Raw genomic sequence first — 18583 nt, 5'->3', positions numbered from 1 at the left:
TTTCTATTCGACGGGTGGTTCCTTCGGCTCGATCTTCGGGGCTGGGGCTGTTTGAAGAGGTAATTTCTTAACCAATTCTCGATAAGAACGCTGCATCGAATCCAACAAATCATCATTGATTTCAATGCCTGCTAACGAGTAGGCGTATAGCGCTGCGCCAAAAATCGGTTCTAATTTGGGCGGGTTGACAGCGGCGCTTTGAATCAAATACATGATCTTGCGGCGTAAGAGTTGGTTGTAATATGAACTGTGTAACAACAATCCGCCGCCCATCACCACTTGCACATTTTCTTTAAAGTTTAAACGTTTATGCAACGCGTCCACGCCCAGCGCCAGGGTGTCGGCTTCTTGATTGAGGATGGCGTCCGCTGCGGGGTCGTCTTCATTGGCGGCGCGAATCACCAGCGGCGCCAATTCTGCGACGCGGCGCCGGGTGGCCTGGTCTGAGTTGATCCATACAACCAGTTCGTCGATGCCTTTAAGTTCGAGATGTTTGAGTAAGACCGGGCCGAGCGTCGTTTCGCCTTCAACGCCGTCATGGCTGCGCAGCAGGGCGCGGATGGCTTCGATCGCGATGCGATACCCGCTGCCGTCATCTGAGACGGCGGGGCCGTATCCACCGACGCGCCCGGTTTGACCGTGATCGTTCTTGCCGAACACCATGGAGCCGGTCCCGGCCATCACCAGGATGCCGCTGTCAGACATGGCGCCGCTGGCGAGCGCGATTTCGGCGTCGCTCACTAAAACATAAGGCGTCTCGGTGAAGATGTTGTCAAATAATGGAGAGAGGGTTGACTTGTCTTGCTCCCGGGCTGAACCTGCCAGACCGAGGCAGGCGGCCTTACATTCACGGGGACCGGCATGGGCCGCTTCGAGCGCTTCTTTGAATAACTTGCTGATGACGCGGGTGGCTTGTCCGGCGCCGACTTCGTGATAGTTGACCGAAGGGCCTCGTCCGACATGGAGCGTTCTGCCGTCGTCAGTGGTAAGAATCGAACGGCAATTGGAGCCGCCCCCGTCAACGCCAAACACGTAAGGCATGTTTATGAATTTCCCCGAAGCGATTTATTTTCGAGTTGAAGAATCTTCATCTTCATTTCCAGGTCTTTAATCTGGCTTTCGTAATTGGTTTTCATTGACTCAACCTGGCGCTGATATTCTTGGCGTTCTTGTTCGAGTTTGGTTTGCCATTTTTCGGTGATGACCCGGAGTTCCGCCTGAGAACTTTCTTGTGCAGCAGGCTGGAGGGCCGTTACATTGACCGGGGCCGCCGTCAATTTCGCTTCTGGGTCGTTGGGATTTTCAGCGGTTTGAGCGCCGCCCAGAGTGATGTTGCTTAGGTCTTTGGCTTTGCCGGCGAGTGACTCCATACCGCCTTGCATGACCCAGCCGACGATTAACAGTGCGATCACGCTGACCAAACCCAACGTAAACAGCGCATTGCCGCCGCCCGATTCCTGGTTACGGGTTGTTTTGTTGCGTCCCCTCTGATTCATGATCTGGCTCCTCCGTATTGGACGTCGCATCTTCGCTCAGATCAATCTCGATGGTATGCCGGTCAACGACTTTGAAGGGCAAAATCGCGGTAAAGAAATCCATGGGAAACGTCAGATAGGCTGGCGCTTTCAAGTGGACGTCTTCGACCCGGCGGCCAAATTCGGGATGGTCGAGCGTGAGCCGGTGTTTTCCGTACCAGTCGACCTCGAATTCGGTTGGAGTGACGCCTTGGGGCTGGTAGTCATAATGCACCTGCGCTCCAGGCGGCGTGGTTTCTACCCGCACCAGAGTCGTCAAGCATCCCTCAACCGAAATCAAGCAAAACGAAAATACAACTAAAACGAGACTACGACTGGACATCCGAAAGTCTCCGATCATGAGTATTACAGCCGATATAATGTTGCGTGTCAACCGAGTTTCTAGAATTCAGGCTAAAGTTGGCTGTCTATTTTTAACGAAATGAGTCCCATACTTGTTTTATCAATTCAAGGTCATCGACTGATTCGATCCTTACTTTACCGATGCTTTCAGGAAAAATAAAGCGCAATTTGCCCGCTTTGACTTTCTTATCGCGAAACATGGATTCAATCAGCGCATCCGCGTCGATTTTGGGCTTTTCCATTGGGAACCCCGCTCGTTCAATCAAGCGTTGCATGGATTGAGTAACTTCGGGCGGCGTGATTCCGAGTTTTTCGCCAAGCAGCGATTCAGCAAGCATTCCAATTGCCACGGCCTCGCCGTGCAGATAGGTTTCGTAGCCGGTCAGCGCTTCGACAGCGTGACCGATGGTATGGCCGAAATTCAAAATGGCGCGGACGCCGCTTTCGCGTTCATCTTGTTCGACCACATGGGCTTTGATGCGGCAGTTCCAGGGGATGATCTCGCCGTACGCATCGACATCTACGTCAAGCAGAGCGTCAAGCGTTTCATCAACGCGCGCGAACAACGCGGCGTCGGCGATGACGCCATGTTTAATGACCTCAGCCAGTCCAGCGCGAATTTGGCGCTTGTCGAGAGTTTTCAGCGATAATGGATCAATCAACACCGCATGGGGCTGATGAAAGGCGCCGATCAGGTTTTTTCCGCCTGCGTGGTCGACGCCGACCTTGCCGCCAACGCTGGCGTCAACTTGCGCCAGAAGCGTGGTTGGTACCTGAATGAAGCGCAGCCCGCGCAGATACGTCGCCGCGACGAAGCCCGCGATGTCGCCCGCGACGCCGCCGCCCAGCGCGATCACGCCGCCGTCGCGTTCGGGGCGCAAGTTCACCATTTCGTCATAGAGATACGAGACGGTTTCGAGGTGTTTGTGGGTCTCGCCAGCGGGGAAGTAGATCAATTCTGCCTCGAAGCCCGCATTTTTGAGCGAATTTAATACGCGTTCGCCGTAGATGGGCGCGACAGTATCGTCGCTGATGATCGCCAGCGGCGAGTGAAACCCGAGTGATTTGGCGTATTCGCCGACTTGGTCGATGACGCCGGATTCGACGGTGATGGTATAGCTGCGGTCGCCGAGTCCGACCCGGATATTGGTTTGAGACTGTTTGGTTTCCATAATCCTGCTTTGATTAATGTTCATCGGGAGGATTTTTCACTCATGCGAAATACCCGACTTGCGTGTCAATTGCGAGGGAGCATTAGCGACTGCGGCAATCCCTAAGTTTAATGTAAAACGAGATTGCTTCGCTTCGCTCGCAATGACACAACGCGAGTCCACCCTATCAATTACTGTCTATTTAAGATGGAAGGGAGTATATCACCGGGCGCGGTTTCATTCACCCTGCGTTGCATTTTTCATCTGCATTCATTTATGATACAATGTTGAAAGCAAGTTGACGGGCGCCCAATGTTCGATTAACTTGCCATCCACGTGGACTGTCCGCGCAGTATCTGCACCGGCCTAAGTTTTCCCCCGGTTGTTCTTTCTTGCGCTTACTGTATTCCGCGAAATCCGGTAAAGGGGTTTTATCATTATGTTCGTTCGTACCCATTCAGCCGCATTGCTATTCTGCGGACTGCTGGCGCTTGTTTCCATGCCGTTTGGATACAGCCAGGCAGACGCGGCCCAGCCGCGTGAAAATATTGACGTTTGCAAGGTCAATGGCAAAGCCATTACCGAAGCCGAAATCATGGACGAAATTGATCGTTTCATGACGACCAAAGGCGGTCAAATTCCGCCGCAACTGAAACAGAACGCCTATGTGATTTTCTACGAGGAATCCGTGAAACGATTAACCCAAATGACGCTGCTCGAACAAAAAGCCAATGAACTAAAGATTGAAGCGCCCCAAGAAGAAGTCGACGAGTTTATCGATAGTATTAAAGAACAAGCCAAAACCGAAGACGCTTTCCAGGCGATGCTCGCGCAACGCGGCGCCACCGAAGAAGAACTGCGCAAAGATTACGCTCAACAACTGGTTTACCAAAAAGTGCTGGAATCAGAAGTTAAAGAGCCTGCAGAGCCGACCGACGAAGCCTGCAAAGAATTTTATGATTCCAACTCGCAATATTTCCAAACGCCCGAACAGGTGCAAGCCTCTCACATTCTTCTGATGGCCGATGAAAAAGCCACCGACGAAGATCGGGCCAAAGCCAAAGAGCAATTGACGGACATTCGCAAGAAGATCGAATCGAATGAGATTGCCTTCGCCGATGCGGCAAAAGAGTTTTCCAAATGCCCCAGCGCGCCTCAGGGCGGCGATTTGGGATGGTTTGGCCGCGGTCAAATGGTGAAGCCGTTTGAAGAATCCGCATTTGGCATGAAAGAAGGCGAAGTGAGCCAGATCGTCGAAACTCAGTTTGGCTATCACCTGATTCAACTCAATGGCAAGCGCGAAGAAGGCGTCACGCCGATTGATGAAGTGAAACCCCAAATCTCAGCGCATTTGAAAAATACTGAAATGCAAGCGAATGTGCAAAGCTATATCGAATCGCTGGAAAAAGACGCCAAAGTTGAAACTGTTATGAGTGATGACGATTGGAAAAAACGCCACGCGGCAAAAGCCGATCCTAACGCGAGTTCCTCTCCGACGATTCAACTCTCACCAGACGAACTGAAGTAATGTCTGAATTCAAATTGATGACTAAAGGGCGCAGCATCTGCTGCGCTCTTTTTTTGTGTTTAAGGGCGTGACTGAGCCAATTAGTCTGACAGAAAGCGGGCGTTGGCCCAGTCGGCGTGGTCGTGGTTGGGCGAGTCGCCGCCGTCGGTCGCAATTAAACGCAGTTCGGCAATGCCTTCGACATTGAGATACACGCGGCGCGGCGGATCAGTCGCGACCATCATGGGGCTTTCGTACAAGGTCGCGCCGTCGCCGATAATGATGAATTGTACGCTGGACGGGACTTCTTCGCCGACCTCGTCATCTATGCCGATGTACGTGATAAACGCCTTCGCTGTTGAAGGGACGGGCACTTTCAATTCCGTGGCGGCATGAACGCCGTAACCGCGCGCAAACCACCGCTCACCGATCATCAGGCTGTTGCCGTCGGTCGAAGCGTCCCGCTGGGGTTCGGCCCAATACCAACTGACGACTTCAACCTCCAAGTCGGATATAAAGACATCCTGCGGCGGAAGCAGGCTCCAGGCGCCGACCAGGGCGAATGCTGCGAGAACGGCTAAGAGGGGAGACAGTGCGTTTTTCATAACGCGAATCGTATGAGTAGATCGCGTAAATGGTCAAGGCGCGCGCATTCAATCTGGTGCGGGCGCATGGTATTCTTACTGTTGAAGTCTCAAAAAAAACGTCATTGCCTATACAGCAACATCACAAAGATGGGGGGAGGGCGAGTCTCCCGACGAGCCGCTTTGTTTCGAGGCATTTTCTATTATCGCGGCTCACCAGGAGGTTCGCCCTCCCCACGCTTTGGTCGCTAATTCTTCCTTGCAAAGACAATGATGAAGTGCTGGAGATTGACATGAACGTGAAAACCAAGGGCTACGTCGCCCGCCATAAAGACGATGTCATCCCGACGCCGTGTCCGTGCGGCAGCGCGACGCGAATCATTACCCGCGACGATACCCCGGTCGCAGGATTTCATATCACCCACATCCAGGATTCCAAACGGCATTACCACAAAAATACGACTGAGATTTATCATATCCTCGAAGGCAAAGGCGTATTGGAGATTGGCGATGACGCCGTTGAACTGACGCCCGGCGTCACCGTGCTCATTAACCCGGGGACGCCGCATCGCGGCTACGGTGATTTCAAAACGATTGTCGTGCCGGTTCCGGCGTTTGACCCCGGCGACGAATATCTTTGCGACGAGACCGAGTCGTAATCGGTATGGACGAACGCCATTTTGAAAATGGGACTTTGCTGCATTGCTCTTGCGAACATCTGGCTGAATTGCCGCCGGATGAAATTGCGCTCACCGTAACCAGTCCGCCTTACTGGAACGCCATTGATTACGAACAGCATTCCAAAGACCCGTCGCAATGGTATCGCACCCGCGATGGAGGCCCTTACGAAGGCTACCTCGATGAAATGCAGGGCGCCTTCGAGGCGGTATTGCGCGTGACAAAACCCAGCGGGTTCTGTGCCATTATCATCGGCACGGTTTTACACGAAGGCAAACATTATCCCGTGCCCTCTGACGTAACCTCGCGGCTTCAGCAAATTGGTTGGGAGTTCCACCAGGATATCACCTGGAACAAAGTCACTGGCGGCGTGAAGCGCGCGCGGGTGACCATTCAGCATCCATACCCCGGTTATTATTACCCAAACATCATGACGGAAAGCATCTTGGTTTTCCGCAAGCCCGGCGAGCAACCCATCTACCGCAATCGCAGCAAAGAGGAACAGGCCGCCAACCAGATTGAGATTGATGATGTATTTAAACGCGACATCGCCAATAATGTCTGGCACATTGCGCCGATTCCGCCCAATCAAGCGGTGCATCCATGCGCGTTTCCTGAGGAGATTCCCTATCGGTTAATTACGTTGTATTCGTATCGCGGCGATACCGTGTTAGACCCGTACATGGGCGCTGGAACGACGCCGAAAGTTGCAAATGCGTTGGGGCGCAAATTCATCGGTTATGAAATATCCGAGCGCTATTTTTCCATCTGCTGTCAGCGAATCGGTGATCCGTTGCAGCTCCGAAAACTGCAACTGGTCGCGAAATTTGACAAAATCCCTCATGCAAATCACTTACCCGATCAGGCCGAATTGTTCTCCATTGATGAAACAAAAAAGGGAACATAGCAAGCTATGTCCCCTTATGGTTTGGTTCTTTTATGAATTGAAACCGGCATGAAAACGCTGCAGCCGTTCGGATGCGGTTCCTTTACACTTTTCCGTCTTCAACCAATTTGACCAGTTGTTTTTGTACGCTGACCGGGTTGGCGGAATGATGTTCAAATAGACGCTTGTTATTCTCTTGGGCGTAATTCACTGCTTGTAAGATGCCCGGGTCAGAAAGCGCGTCTCCTGAAAGGGTGAGTATCAAATCGCATTGGTCGACCAGTTCGGTAATTTCTTCAGGGCTCATTCCATTCAATTCGCCGTGCCACTCAGCGGCGCCGCCGACTTCTTGAACGATGCGTTGGTAGTCTTCGCTGTGGTCGCTTTCTCCGCCCAGTAAGAGAATCTTTTCTCCATTGAACACTTTATGCGGGGTAAAGTCGTCTTCGCCGCCTTCGTCGAGTTCGCTCAATACATCTAGATCAAGCGCATCGCCGATGGCGCTGTCGTCTTCTTCATCACCCTCGCCGTCTTCGTCTCCCATGTCGAGATCTAAATCGCCCAGTTCTGATTCGTCGAATTCAAGACTTTCTTCGCCGTCTTTACTGTCTTCACCGAGTCCGAGTTCACTCAGCGCATCATCTGTCAGCGAATCGTCGCCGAGAGAATCGAGGTCTAAGTCGCCTAGATCATCGAGACTAACATCTTCTTCTTCGCTTTCGGTCGGTTCCGTTTCAGCGGTTTCGGTTGTTGCTTCATCGGGGCTTTCTTCCTCGACATCAGCGTCTAAGTCGAGTTCGCCCAAATCGAGCGAGTCGAGGTCAAGTTCTTCTTCGGTTTCGTCTGAAGCGGTTTCTTCTTCCGGTGCTGCGTCAGTTTCATCCCCTTCGCCATCGACGAGGTCTTCGAGGGCGCCTAGGTCTAGCGCGTCATCTTCCGGTTCTTCTTCGGCGTCTACAGCGACGTCTTCTTCGATTTCGCCAAGGTCGGATAACCCGATGTCATCATCTTCGTCATCATCGCCTTGCAAGGCGATGGCGGCCATCAGATCGTCTTCATCAATGTCTTCGGTGACAGGTGATAATTCTTCGGATTCTATTTCATCTAACGAAATGGTTTCTTTTGAAAGGCTTTCTTCCGGTTCCGGTTCGGGGGCCGGTTCAGGCTCTGTTTCGATTTCCGGTTCGGAGATAGGCGTCGGCGCTGCTGCGACAGGCTCTGCCATGACCGGAGGCGCTGCTTCCAATGCGCTCAGGCGTTCTTCCAGTAACTGAATGCGGTTTTGCAATTCGACCGCTTCCTGACTGGTTGCGGTTGGTTCAGCGGCGGCGCCGTCTTCATCGACCAACACTTGCATGCGCGGGTGTTCGTACATGCCGATGCCAATGGTCTGGCCCGCAAACACAACGATGCCTCGCGAAAGTAACTGCGCATCAGGAACAATCTCGATGTTTTCGCCGTGAATCGTCGACAGAGCGGATTGTAAACTCGCCGGAGACACAATCACGGGAGCATCGCTAGGAACAAAGTCTTCATCCGGGGCTGTAATGGCGCAGCTCGGCCCTTGCAACACGCGGACGCCGCATTGCTTGCCGACCACAACAATTTTATCGTCGCGGGTCAGCGTTTCATCAATCACCAACTCGACCGGTTCTTGAAAAACGCGCTCACACGCCTGCTGCAACGCGCTTAACGGAATCGGGACGCCGCCTAGTTCGACGCTTACGCTTGAATCAAATTCAAGCGGGCTATCGCTGTCGGTTGCGTCAATTTCAAACTCGCTATCGTCAGCCTGACTGATTTCGTGTTCTTGAAACGAAGCGATCAGCGAATCGACGTCTTCAAGCGTATGAATTACATCATCATCTTCGTCGTCATCTGAAACGGCTTCGCCCATAATATCAAACGAGAGGTCGCTTTCGTCTTCTGCTTCTGGAGTGATTTCATCGACCACTTCTTGATTTAAGGCTTCTAAATCAATATCGCTAAACGAAAGGCCTTCGGAATCGTCGTCTTCTTCAGAAACATCAAGGATGGTTTCCGTTTCATCATCTTCAAGATCAAACGAATCTAAAACAATGTCACCATCGTCGTCGTCTTCTTCAATTAATTCTAATGAGGGGTCATCTTTTAACGAATCGATCAGTGAATCGACTTCGCGGGAAATTTCTTCTTCCGAAAGAATGTCCTGTGCGTTTTTTTGAGGAACCTCAGGCTCCGGTTCAACTTCTGGTTCTTCGGGGTGTGGATGGCTTAAATCAATTTCGGGCTCTTCAGGCGCGGTAATATCTGATAAGAGTTCACTGACGGCGATCGGCACGTCAATCATCTCAGATTCGGCGCTATCGGATTGGTCGTCTTCGGGTTCGTCGAATTGCTGCACCAGAGAATCAGCCATGGTTTTCGCAGCGATTCGGTCGTCGCGCATCAACGCCCATACGGTGTGCGCCAGTGTGCGTCCCCGTTCCATAAACTCAAACGCGACGCCGCTACGCAACTCTTTCGCTGACATCGAGCGCACTTTTCGCCGTTGTTTCAGTGACGCGCGGTCTAGTTCATCCAAGACGGACAGGCCGTCTTCATCTTCGTTCAGAATTGCCTCAACGGCGGCCTCGTAAGGGTCCTCGGAGGGAGAAACTGTACGCAGTATGCGCCGCATTTCATCAATAGCAAAGCAATTGCGAAGCACGAATTGGAGTTCGGCCGTTTGCATGATTCCACCTCTGTTTCGTTCTCCCTAAAACGTGATCCCTCGGCACGCTTAAAGATTCACTTTTTCTCTTTAGATTGGCGCGTCGCTGCGCTGTGTTCCACCGCTTTTTGAACGCGAGGGTGCGCTAAAACGATGATTGCGCCCACTTGTAATGCATTCACAAAAATAAATAAACCGGGGCTTGTCATGTGCCGGGCTTGAATCTCTGTTTGAGTAAACAACGCAAACGCCAAGGGCCAACACAAAATAAGCACGGTAACAATCATATCCAAACTCAGTAATCGCCGCAGATTGTGCAACGCCCACATTCGGCGCCGCAGCATCCAAATTGCACAAATGATTACTGTGTTCCAAACAATTATATTATAGAGGGTAAAACCCAATGTTCGTACTGGATAATTTTGAAATTCATTAAAAGTCTCTTGCCAGGCAGGGCTTTGCGTGGGATCAGCCATCCCCAGCGAGAACGCGAGATACGAATATAAGCCAAACAAGCCGTCAATTACGCTCACGGCGGCGATATACAAACACAGCATTGCTGTGATCTGCATTAAAAAATAAGGGCCTTGATGGTCTGAATCTTCCACGTATCTATCCTGTAAATAAACGCCTTCCGCTGTCGCCAGCAGAGCAGCGTCTCCTGATAAGCAACCGAAATAGCGCTCAAATCGTTTCATAACCATTGTAAAACGTTCAAGCTGCGGATTCCATACCACGCCGCAGCTAAATCGAGAAAATAATAGTCCTTACCCTGTTGCATTATCGGACTAAAAAATACAATCTTTAAAACTGACTTGAACAAAATTACCCGATCATCACAAAAATCAACGGTCCAGAACGTCTGCACCGTCCTCTAAGGAAGCAAAATGAAGGTTGGATTGGCCATCACTGGAGCAAGCGGTACGATTATTGGATTGCGCGTGCTTGAAGAACTCGCGGCGCGGCAAATTACCGTCCATTTGACCATTTCTCCGAATACTGTACACGTCGCCCGCCTCGAACTGGGCGTCGATATTGACCTGGAAACCGGGCATATCCAGGGATTCGACGACAAATTTTACGAGTGGATCATCTATCATCATCACACTCACGTTGGCGCGGCGCCCGCTTCCGGTTCGTATGATTTGAACGCGGTCGCCATCGTGCCATGCAGCATGGGGACGATGGGGCGCCTGGCGTCGGGAACGTCGGAAAACCTGATCGGGCGCATGGGCGACGTCGCGCTGAAAGAGCGCCGCCCGCTGATCCTGGTTCCACGTGAAACCCCATACAGCACTATCCAATTGCAGAATATGTTGACCTTATCGCAGAACGGCGCCATCATCTTGCCGGCCAGCCCCGGGTTTTATCATCGCCCTCAAGCCGTGAACGACATGGTCGATTTTATCGTCCAGCGCGTGTTGCAACATCTCGGCGTTGAAGCCAAGACGCTGATCGGCGGAGGCTGGGGCGAACTCGACCCCATTTCAACCAAGACGCATTTGCGAACAGGTCAGGATGCTGATTAACAAAATAAGCAATTACTTAGGCATGGTGCGTTTTTCGCACACCATTTTCGCCCTGCCGTTCGCCTTGATGAGCGCATTCGTCGCCGCAGACGGCCCGCTGCAATGGAGCGTCGCGGGGTGGATTTTACTTTGCATGGCGTCCGCCCGCACCTGTGCGATGACCTTCAACCGCATGGTTGACGCGAAAATTGACGCCCAGAATCCCCGCACGAAAGATCGGCATATCCCAGCGGGCGCTGTTTCAATGACCGAAGCGGGTGTGCTGCTCATTATCTGCGTTGCGTTGTTTTTCTTTGGCGCGTGGATGCTCAACCCATTGGCGCTCTTGCTTTCTCCCGTCGCGCTGGTGATCGTTTGTGGATACTCCCTGTTTAAGCGTTTTAGCGCGTTCTGCCATTTTGTGTTGGGGCTTTCGCTGGCGATTGCGCCCATCGGCGCTTGGATCGCGGTGACGGGCGGGTTTGCGCTGCCGCCAGTCTTGCTGGGCGCGGGCGTCTTGCTGTGGGTGGCGGGCTTCGATGTGATTTATGCGCTGCTGGATGAAGACTTCGACAAAAAGATGGGCTTGCATTCCATTGTGGTGCGCTTCGGAAAACAAAACGCCTTGCGCATCGCTTTCGTTTTGCATGTCTTCAGCGTGATTTTTATCGGCGCATTTGGCTGGACAGCGAATTTAGGCGGCTGGTTTTTTCTGGGCGAAGCCGGGTTTGCGGGCTTGATCTTGTTTGAGCATCTGCTGGTGCGTCCCGATGACATCGGCCGAATCAACATGGCGTTCTTCAATGTAAACGGCGTTATCAGCATCGGGCTGTTCGGCTTTACCTTGCTGGACTTATTTCTTTGATCGCTGCTGGCGTCTCCGCGTAAAAATTTTCTGCTGACCAACCGCTTTCCATTCTTGCATACTCTGATATTGCGCCCGTTTGCGCGACGGCGGCGACGTGCGTTGTACGCCGAGTTTACCCAATCGCGCTCGCAAGTTGCGGCGGCGATTTCGTGTACGCGCATCGACCTTGGGTTGAGTTGCGTGAAGTTGTTTTGGTTTTGACTTTACCGGAGAACTCTCGCCCTCGTCTTGCGAGTTTGTGAGTATTTTCTTTTCAATTGCCGATAGTTTGCGCCCGTCGCCGACGAACAGCGCGTATGGCGCGTTTTCTTCGAGAAGTTGCGCGATGATAACGGTCCCTTTGGGAAACTCGCGCCATTCGTCCGTCGTTTTAAAAATGCACAAATCGCGCTTGTTGCGAATCGCGCCTTCTTCGACTGCAAGGCGAATGGGGATATCGGTCACCGGTTCCAAGTCAAAGGAGATGCACGGCGGCAGGTCCGCGTCAAAATGGCCGGATAACCAGCGGCGCTGTTTTTTCTTAAATTCAAAATTGTCTTCGGCGTTTCCGCCGAATATTGATGTTTCTTCTGTCATTCAATCTCACCGTTTTATTGAGCAATGGGCGACGCAACGCGCCGCCCATTGGGTTGATTCATTTTATCGTTTCATGGCCCATCACAAAGCCATGCGGTATGATGGAGTTATTTCACGGCTGATTTTTCGACCTTGACGCCTTTGATGCTGATGTTGTCGATGCAGCCGGTGTCGTCAAAATTGCCAAAACCGATGCGCCCTGCTTTGAGGGTGTCGTCTTTGGCTTCGAGCACGGTGTTTTCCATATCGTCAAAGTAAACTTTAATCGAGCCGGATTCCGTATCGCGTACTACGCGAATGTGATGATAGGTGTCGTCTTTCCATTGCAAACCCGGATTGGTCTTGGTGCAAATGTTTTTACGCGGCTCGCCGTTCACGATCATAATCTTATTGGCGTTGGGATCGGTCGGCGGCGCTGGCGCCATGTGGACGTAGTAAAAATGGCTGGAATCTTGTTCATTAAAGAAGACGCACATATCGCGGTGGCCGTAGTTGCGCCCGGTTGATTTGAGGCGCACGTCAATCACGCAATCGGATACATACAGGTCTTTGATCCAGGCGATGTTGTGCGGCGAGCGCACCGGCGGTTCATATTCGCTCATTTTAAATTGGCAAAGCACTTTGCTGCCGCTATCGTCTTCAACGCGCCAAGCGCTGGAATCGGTAAACTCCCAGCCGTCAGCGTTGCCGTCTTCAAAGTCTTCCGTATAAATCTTCGGCATGTCGTCAGCCGCAAAAGCGCTAAACGAAACCAACGCAACAACAGCAAGCATCCCTATCAGTTTGAAGGCTTTCATTACAATATCCTCCCGCTAAATTTTAAGGTTAAACGCACACTTAACAATATCATATTTCGTGAATCCTTCGTAGGCGGGCGGCGATAACGTGCATTTTTGATGCGAGCGGATATAATCCCATCTGCAAGAAAATTGAACGAAACGAAATTGAGACATGACGGATAAAAGCGTTTTACTTTTGATGAGCGGCGGCGTAGACAGCAGCGCGGCGGGCGCCATGCTGTTGGAGCAGGGCTTCCGAGTGGTCGGCGCCACCATGAAGCAACTTGACGTAGAGCCGACCCGCGAAATGAGCGGCGGCTGTTGCTCGTTCGGCGATGTGCGCGACGCCAAGCGTGTGGCGTCGTCATTGGGCATCGACCACTACACCGTCAACACGGCGCCGGAGTTCAACCAGAAAGTCATCATCCCCTTTATTAAAAGTTATGAATCCGGTTTCACGCCGAACCCATGCGTTCGCTGCAATAGTTTCGTCCGGTTTGAAGAAGCCTTCGACCTCGCCAAGCAATGGGATTGCGACTATGTCGCCACCGGGCATTATGCGCGTCTCGAAGTCGACGCCGAGGGCGAGCCGCATCTCTCCCGCGCCGCCTACCGGGAGAAAGACCAGAGTTATTACCTCTACGGCGTTCGCAAAGATTTATTGAAGAGGATCCGTTTCCCGCTGGGAGAATTGACCAAAGCCGAGGCGCGCGGTCATGCCAAAAAACTTGGGCTGGTCACTGCCGACAAAGAAGAAAGCCAGGAAATCTGCTTCACGTTGGGGCGTTCGTATAATGAATTCCTCGCCGAGCATATCGAAAGCGAAGAAGGCCCGATCTTGAATCAGGACGGCGCCGAACTCGGTAAGCACAAGGGAGTCGCGTCATACACGGTGGGGCAGCGCAAAGGCCTGGGGCTGTCGGGCGGGCCGTTTTACGTTACGGCGGTCGACCCCAAACGAAACGCCGTCATCGTTGGTTCAATGGAAGACTTGGGTGAAAGCGCCGTGACCGCAACCTCAACGCGTTGGATTCACGAGCCACAAGTCGGCGAGAAACTTCAGGCTAAGATTCGCTCCCGCCACGAACCCGCGAACGCTGTGGTGAATGAATGCGGCGGCGGCTTCGTTTCAATTGAATTTGAAGAGCCGCAATACGGCGTTGCGCCCGGACAAGCATTAGTGTTATTTCGCGATGATGAAATCCTCGGCGGCGGCATGATTATCAAAAAATAATCATTGCTGATCGTTGATTACGAGGCCGCAGGGAAATGTAGGGTCGGCTTTTTGTCCTTTCCTATTGCAATTCTTTACTTCTTTGGTCAAAATTCACGCTAAATCCATTCTAGGGGAACAGGCCTTTGAAATCCGCCTTCACACTGATTGAACTTTTAATCGTCGTCGCCATTATTGGAATTCTAGCGGCGATTGCGGTCCCTAATTTTTTGAACGCTCAAGTCCGCGCCAAACTCGCGGCGACGTACGGCTCGATGAAATCCATCCAGACGGCGATCGCCGCTTACCAGGTCGATAACAACAATGTCCCCGTTGATTACGGCCCTGATGCGCAAACGGGACAAACGTATTATGCGCTGACGACGCCGGTCGCGTATCTTTCCAGCATTGATCCCTTTCGCGATATTTTCAAAAGCCATAATGAAGAAGACGACGGGCAGTATTTCGCTTACGGTTCCGGCGTCCACATCGGCAGCCTGGGCGACGCCGAGCGATTGGCAAAATTCAAAAATGCGGGCGTTGAGTATTTTCTGTTTGGCTGGGGGCCGGACCGTGAACCCAATTGGCCCTGGGCGCTATTAGCTGAAACGCTGGTTCTCTTGAAAGACCCTGCTCACGCCGGGCCAAATCAAGACGGCGGTATTTTTTATTCGACCACCAACGGGCTGGTTTCCTCCGGCGATATTATTTCCACCAACGCCCGCATCTATCAATAACCTGGGGAGCCTCTCATGTGGAAGCATTGTTTTTTGGGAGTATTTTTTGTCGTCGTATTTGCTCACGCCGGATTTTGCGAGTTGAACGTCAAAGACCACGAATGGCCCCTGCATTCTCGTACGCATGAAGGAACCCGCTTCTCGCCGCTCGATCAAATCAATAAAGGCAACGTAGCCAAACTCGAACGCGTCTGGACGTATCGCACTGGCGACTTCGGCGAGGGGCGTGGGCATTATTTTGAATGTACGCCGCTGATGATCGACGACACCGTCTATGTCATAACCACGCTGTCGCGGCTGGCGGCGTTGGATGCAGTCACGGGTGATGAGAAGTGGATATTCACGCCTGACCCGCCGTTATCCGTACATGAAACCGGCGCGGGCGGGCTTGCCAGCCGGGGCGTCGCTTATGGCGTCTGGGGCGACAAGCAGCGCATCTTTCATCCCGTCCGCGATGGGCGCATCTATTCCATCGACGTAGAAACGGGCATACCTGATAATACGTTTGGGACAAACGGATATATCAATCTTCGCGCTGGGATGCCGGACGGCGGCGGCTATTTGTTTTTGAGTTCGCCCCCTGTCATTTACGGCGATTTGATTATTCAGGGCTTCGGCGTCAACGACTCCAGCAAGAAGTTGCCGCATACGCCGCTCAAGGCCTACAACGCGCATACCGGAAAACTCGCCTGGACGTTTAACACCGTTCCACAAGGCGATGAACCCGGCGTCGAAACTTGGGAAGGGAACTCCTGGCAAGGACGCGGCGGCGCCAACATCTGGTCGATGATGAGCATCGACTATGAGCGCGGTATGTTGTTTCTGCCCGTGAGTACGCCCAACCAGGATTTCTACGGCGGCGACCGTCCCGGCAAAAATTTATACACCGATAGCGTGGTCGCGCTCGACGCCAAGACAGGCAAACACATCTGGCATTACCAGACGGTTTATCACGATCTTTGGGATTACGACTTGGCGGCGTTGCCGGTTTTGGCTGATCTGAATATTGATGGCAAGAAGGTACCTGCGGTCGTCATGGCGGGCAAGACGGCGTTCATTCATGTCTTGAACCGCTTGACTGGCGAGCCGTTGTTTCCCGTCGAAGAACGCCCGGTCCCCCAGGGCGGCGTTCCCGGCGAAAAGCCATGGGCGACGCAGCCGTTTCCATCGAAGCCGCCCGCTATTTCACGCCAGATTATGACCGAAGATGATATCAGCCATTTAGACGAAGCGACTTATGACCATGTGAAATACCGCTGGGAAAAGTTCGACCACCGAGGCATCTTCACTCCGCCGTCAGAGCAGGGAACCATCGTTTTTCCCGGACTGCACGGCGGCGCGAATTGGTCGGGCGCGGCGGTCGATCCAAACGGTATGATGTACATCAATTCAACCGAACTGCCGTGGGTCCTGATAATGAATGAAAACCCTAATCCTGACGCGCCGTTTCGCTATCGCTTAAAAGAAGCCTTTGCGTTTCGCGACCAAAACGGGTACCCCGCCGTTACGCCGCCTTGGGGCGAATTAATCAAAGTGAACCTGAACAAAGGCGAGTTCGTATGGCGCAAGCCGTTGGGCGAATTTGATGAACTGACGAAAAAGGGGATCCCCATCACTGGCCAGGAGAACTTTGGCGGCGCGACCGTGACCGCTGGCGGTCTCGTTTTGATCGCCTCCACGATGGACGGGCGCATTCGCGCGTTTGATGAAAAGACGGGCGACGTCCTATGGCAAGACCAAATGCCCTGCGCGGGTTATGCGGCGCCGATTACCTACTTGGGCGCTGACGGAAAACAATACGTTGTGATTTGCGCGGGCGGCGGTGGAAAAGTCGGCTCAAAGATTGGCGACTACGTCATCGCGTATCGTCTGAAATAGGCTTCGGCGTCTAAGGGCCTTTACGGAGAATGTCGCCATCAGAGATGATGCCGTTGGTCGCATCGTAGACGAGTATGTCTTCCGGTTTGCTGGAGGCATTATCAAAATCCTGGTCCGGGCCGAAGCTGAAAATGAAGTATGCGTGAGGGTTGCCCCGGTGAAGCACTATGTTGTCTTTGGTCGTGTAGACGTAAGGAAACGGCGGGCGATCCTGAAACAGGCGCTTCACCAATGGATCGTTAATCTGCGTCTCGCGCGTATGGAAAATGTCAGAGAAAATTTCTGAAATATACGGAACCGGCGTGGTCAGCACGGATTGAATGCGAATCTGATCGTAGAGCGATTCGTCCCGTTCAAAGTAATCGTTTCCATCGAGTGGATAGCTGTTGTTATCAGTCGAGTAGGCTTCTAACGCGGTGACCAGGGTTCGCATGTCAGCCAATGCGCGGGTGGTTTTGGCTTTGATTTGCGCGTGTTGAAAGTTCGGCATCGCAATCGAAGTCAAGATGCCGATAATGGCGACCACCACCAGCAATTCAATTAATGTAAACGCCTGAGTCATTGTCTTCATTGCGCGGACCCGTTCTTCGAGAAGTAAAAACTCTCTCTACTTTAACAATAGTCGATTCAGCCCCAAATGCACAAAAATTATTCGAGGTTTCTACAGCGGCGCACGAGTTCCGCGACTGGCTGTATATTTGTTATGCGCTCAATTTCGTCGCTATATTTTATTGAGACCAGCGTCAATCCGCATCCCGGCAGCGTGGTTCCGGCTTGATTGCGGTCTTTTGATTCGAGTATATCCCGCATGGATTCCGGCGTGCGTTTTCCCAAACCGACATCGAGCAGCGTCCCGGCAATGATTCGCACCTGATGGCGAAGAAACGCCTCTCCGACGACCCGCAGCCGAATCAAAGGGCGCTCATCAAAAAATTCGAGGCGGCGTAAGGTCCGAACCGGGTTGTCTGCATCGCAATGGAGACTGCGAAAGGCGTTGAAATTATGATGGCCTTCGAGCAGAGAGGCCGCTTCGCGCATGGCGTCCAAATCAAGCGGTTCACGCACCCAATGGCTATGCTTGCGCCAAAAAACGCTGGGGAATTGGTCGTTATAGATTCGGTAGCAATATTCGCGCTCGCGCGCGTCATGGCGGGCGCTCCATTCGAGCGGCATGTCATGGATGGCGTAGATCAAAACATCGCGCGGGGTGATGGAGTTGACGCCGCGAATGATATTGTCGTGAGTCAGCGTGGTGTCCGAGCGAAAGTGCGCCACGTGTTGTTCGGCGTGAACGCCCGAATCCGTCCGGCCGGATGAATATAGCACAATGGTGTGATTGATGATGCGTTCGACCGCCTCTTTCAGCGTTCGTTCGAGCGAGGGGTGGTTGGGTTGGAATTGCCACCCGCAGTAATTGGCCCCATCATATTCTAGATCAAGACGTATGTTGCGCATTCGTTTCCCGCTTCGCCTTTAACTGTCGGCGAATTCGACCACAATACGAAAATGTTATATTGGACTTCGCTCAACCGTTGTTCATTGAGTGCGTTATTCTGGCAACCACTATAAAAACTACTATAAGGCTGATTTAAGCAGAGGTGAACGTGTTGGATTACCGTAAGCGTCAATCAGGCGCGATAAATTATCTG

General features: G+C 52.5%; 19 protein-coding genes. 8 read left to right on the top strand and 11 right to left on the bottom strand.

Going from position 1 to position 18583, the window contains the following annotated elements; translation table 11 throughout:
- Nucleotides 1-3 precede the first annotated feature (3 nt).
- The 4 genes from P9L94_01765 to aroB form a co-directional block, all read right to left on the bottom strand.
- Nucleotides 4-1041: a BadF/BadG/BcrA/BcrD ATPase family protein gene (locus P9L94_01765; GenBank protein MDP8242777.1), complete on the bottom strand. Its 1038-nt coding sequence runs from the start codon at nucleotides 1039-1041 to the stop codon at nucleotides 4-6.
- A 2-nt stretch (nucleotides 1042-1043) separates the two neighbouring features.
- Entirely contained in the window at nucleotides 1044-1496 is a 453-nt protein-coding gene (locus P9L94_01760; GenBank protein ID MDP8242776.1) for a hypothetical protein, read from the bottom strand.
- Nucleotides 1462-1857: a PEGA domain-containing protein gene (locus P9L94_01755; protein MDP8242775.1), complete on the bottom strand. Its 396-nt coding sequence runs from the start codon at nucleotides 1855-1857 to the stop codon at nucleotides 1462-1464. The genes P9L94_01760 and P9L94_01755 overlap by 35 nt, the downstream gene beginning before the upstream one ends.
- A gap of 91 nt (nucleotides 1858-1948) precedes the next feature.
- The gene (gene aroB / locus P9L94_01750; GenBank protein ID MDP8242774.1) at nucleotides 1949-3049 is read right to left on the bottom strand and encodes a 3-dehydroquinate synthase; all 1101 of its coding nucleotides are present in this window, start codon (nucleotides 3047-3049) and stop codon (nucleotides 1949-1951) included.
- Between the two features lie 418 nt (nucleotides 3050-3467).
- Between aroB and P9L94_01745 the strand changes: the two genes are divergently transcribed.
- The gene (locus P9L94_01745) at nucleotides 3468-4556 is read left to right on the top strand and encodes a peptidylprolyl isomerase (GenBank protein ID MDP8242773.1); all 1089 of its coding nucleotides are present in this window, start codon (nucleotides 3468-3470) and stop codon (nucleotides 4554-4556) included.
- 80 nt (nucleotides 4557-4636) lie between these two features.
- Here the strand turns inward: P9L94_01745 and P9L94_01740 are convergent, their stop codons facing one another.
- Nucleotides 4637-5140 carry an NPCBM/NEW2 domain-containing protein gene (locus P9L94_01740; GenBank protein ID MDP8242772.1) on the bottom strand — a complete coding sequence of 168 codons (504 nt, stop codon included), beginning with the start codon at nucleotides 5138-5140 and terminating at the stop codon, nucleotides 4637-4639.
- 272 nt (nucleotides 5141-5412) lie between these two features.
- Between P9L94_01740 and P9L94_01735 the strand changes: the two genes are divergently transcribed.
- Nucleotides 5413-5778 carry a cupin domain-containing protein gene (locus P9L94_01735; GenBank protein MDP8242771.1) on the top strand — a complete coding sequence of 122 codons (366 nt, stop codon included), beginning with the start codon at nucleotides 5413-5415 and terminating at the stop codon, nucleotides 5776-5778.
- Nucleotides 5757-6704 carry a site-specific DNA-methyltransferase gene (locus P9L94_01730; protein ID MDP8242770.1) on the top strand — a complete coding sequence of 316 codons (948 nt, stop codon included), beginning with the start codon at nucleotides 5757-5759 and terminating at the stop codon, nucleotides 6702-6704. Before P9L94_01735 ends, P9L94_01730 begins: the two co-directional genes overlap by 22 nt.
- Nucleotides 6705-6786: 82 nt before the next feature.
- On the opposite strand, the gene P9L94_01725 is transcribed toward P9L94_01730, so the two are convergent.
- On the bottom strand, nucleotides 6787-9396 hold the full coding sequence (locus P9L94_01725) for a hypothetical protein (protein MDP8242769.1): 2610 nt from the start codon (nucleotides 9394-9396) through the stop codon (nucleotides 6787-6789).
- Nucleotides 9397-9452: 56 nt separating this feature from the next.
- Nucleotides 9453-10079, bottom strand: coding sequence for a hypothetical protein (locus tag P9L94_01720; protein ID MDP8242768.1), 627 nt, complete (start codon nucleotides 10077-10079; stop codon nucleotides 9453-9455).
- A gap of 183 nt (nucleotides 10080-10262) precedes the next feature.
- On the opposite strand from P9L94_01720, the gene P9L94_01715 reads away from it, so the two are divergent.
- Together P9L94_01715 and P9L94_01710 are read left to right on the top strand one after the other, a co-directional pair.
- Nucleotides 10263-10904, top strand: a complete 642-nt coding sequence (locus tag P9L94_01715; GenBank protein MDP8242767.1) for a UbiX family flavin prenyltransferase — start codon at nucleotides 10263-10265, stop codon at nucleotides 10902-10904.
- On the top strand, nucleotides 10894-11748 hold the full coding sequence (locus P9L94_01710) for a UbiA-like polyprenyltransferase (protein MDP8242766.1): 855 nt from the start codon (nucleotides 10894-10896) through the stop codon (nucleotides 11746-11748). The genes P9L94_01715 and P9L94_01710 overlap by 11 nt, the downstream gene beginning before the upstream one ends.
- Here the strand turns inward: P9L94_01710 and P9L94_01705 are convergent.
- Together P9L94_01705 and P9L94_01700 are read right to left on the bottom strand one after the other, a co-directional pair.
- On the bottom strand, nucleotides 11737-12327 hold the full coding sequence (locus P9L94_01705) for a hypothetical protein (GenBank protein ID MDP8242765.1): 591 nt from the start codon (nucleotides 12325-12327) through the stop codon (nucleotides 11737-11739). The genes P9L94_01710 and P9L94_01705 overlap by 12 nt on opposite strands.
- A 107-nt stretch (nucleotides 12328-12434) precedes the next feature.
- Nucleotides 12435-13124, bottom strand: a complete 690-nt coding sequence (locus P9L94_01700; GenBank protein MDP8242764.1) for a hypothetical protein — start codon at nucleotides 13122-13124, stop codon at nucleotides 12435-12437.
- A 154-nt stretch (nucleotides 13125-13278) separates the two neighbouring features.
- Here P9L94_01700 and mnmA point away from each other — a divergent pair, with 154 nt between their 5' ends.
- The 3 genes from mnmA to P9L94_01685 all read left to right on the top strand — a co-directional run bounded on the left by mnmA (nucleotide 13279) and on the right by P9L94_01685 (nucleotide 16934).
- A complete protein-coding gene (mnmA, locus tag P9L94_01695; protein ID MDP8242763.1) occupies nucleotides 13279-14340 on the top strand; it encodes a tRNA 2-thiouridine(34) synthase MnmA in 1062 nt (353 codons plus the stop codon).
- 125 nt (nucleotides 14341-14465) lie between these two features.
- On the top strand, nucleotides 14466-15056 hold the full coding sequence (locus tag P9L94_01690) for a type II secretion system protein (protein MDP8242762.1): 591 nt from the start codon (nucleotides 14466-14468) through the stop codon (nucleotides 15054-15056).
- A gap of 15 nt (nucleotides 15057-15071) precedes the next feature.
- Nucleotides 15072-16934 carry a pyrroloquinoline quinone-dependent dehydrogenase gene (locus P9L94_01685; protein ID MDP8242761.1) on the top strand — a complete coding sequence of 621 codons (1863 nt, stop codon included), beginning with the start codon at nucleotides 15072-15074 and terminating at the stop codon, nucleotides 16932-16934.
- 10 nt (nucleotides 16935-16944) lie between these two features.
- Here P9L94_01685 and P9L94_01680 read toward each other — a convergent pair whose 3' ends face one another.
- Together P9L94_01680 and truA are read right to left on the bottom strand one after the other, a co-directional pair.
- Entirely contained in the window at nucleotides 16945-17505 is a 561-nt protein-coding gene (locus P9L94_01680; GenBank protein ID MDP8242760.1) for a prepilin-type N-terminal cleavage/methylation domain-containing protein, read from the bottom strand.
- Between the two features lie 77 nt (nucleotides 17506-17582).
- A complete protein-coding gene (gene truA, locus P9L94_01675) occupies nucleotides 17583-18389 on the bottom strand; it encodes a tRNA pseudouridine(38-40) synthase TruA (protein ID MDP8242759.1) in 807 nt (268 codons plus the stop codon).
- Nucleotides 18390-18583 lie beyond the last annotated feature (194 nt).

This window comes from Candidatus Hinthialibacter antarcticus (genome assembly GCA_030765645.1).
GTDB lineage: Bacteria > Hinthialibacterota > Hinthialibacteria > Hinthialibacterales > Hinthialibacteraceae > Hinthialibacter > Hinthialibacter antarcticus.
The sequence above is the reverse complement of the archived record's forward strand: the minus strand, read 5'-3'. Positions and strand labels throughout refer to the sequence as shown.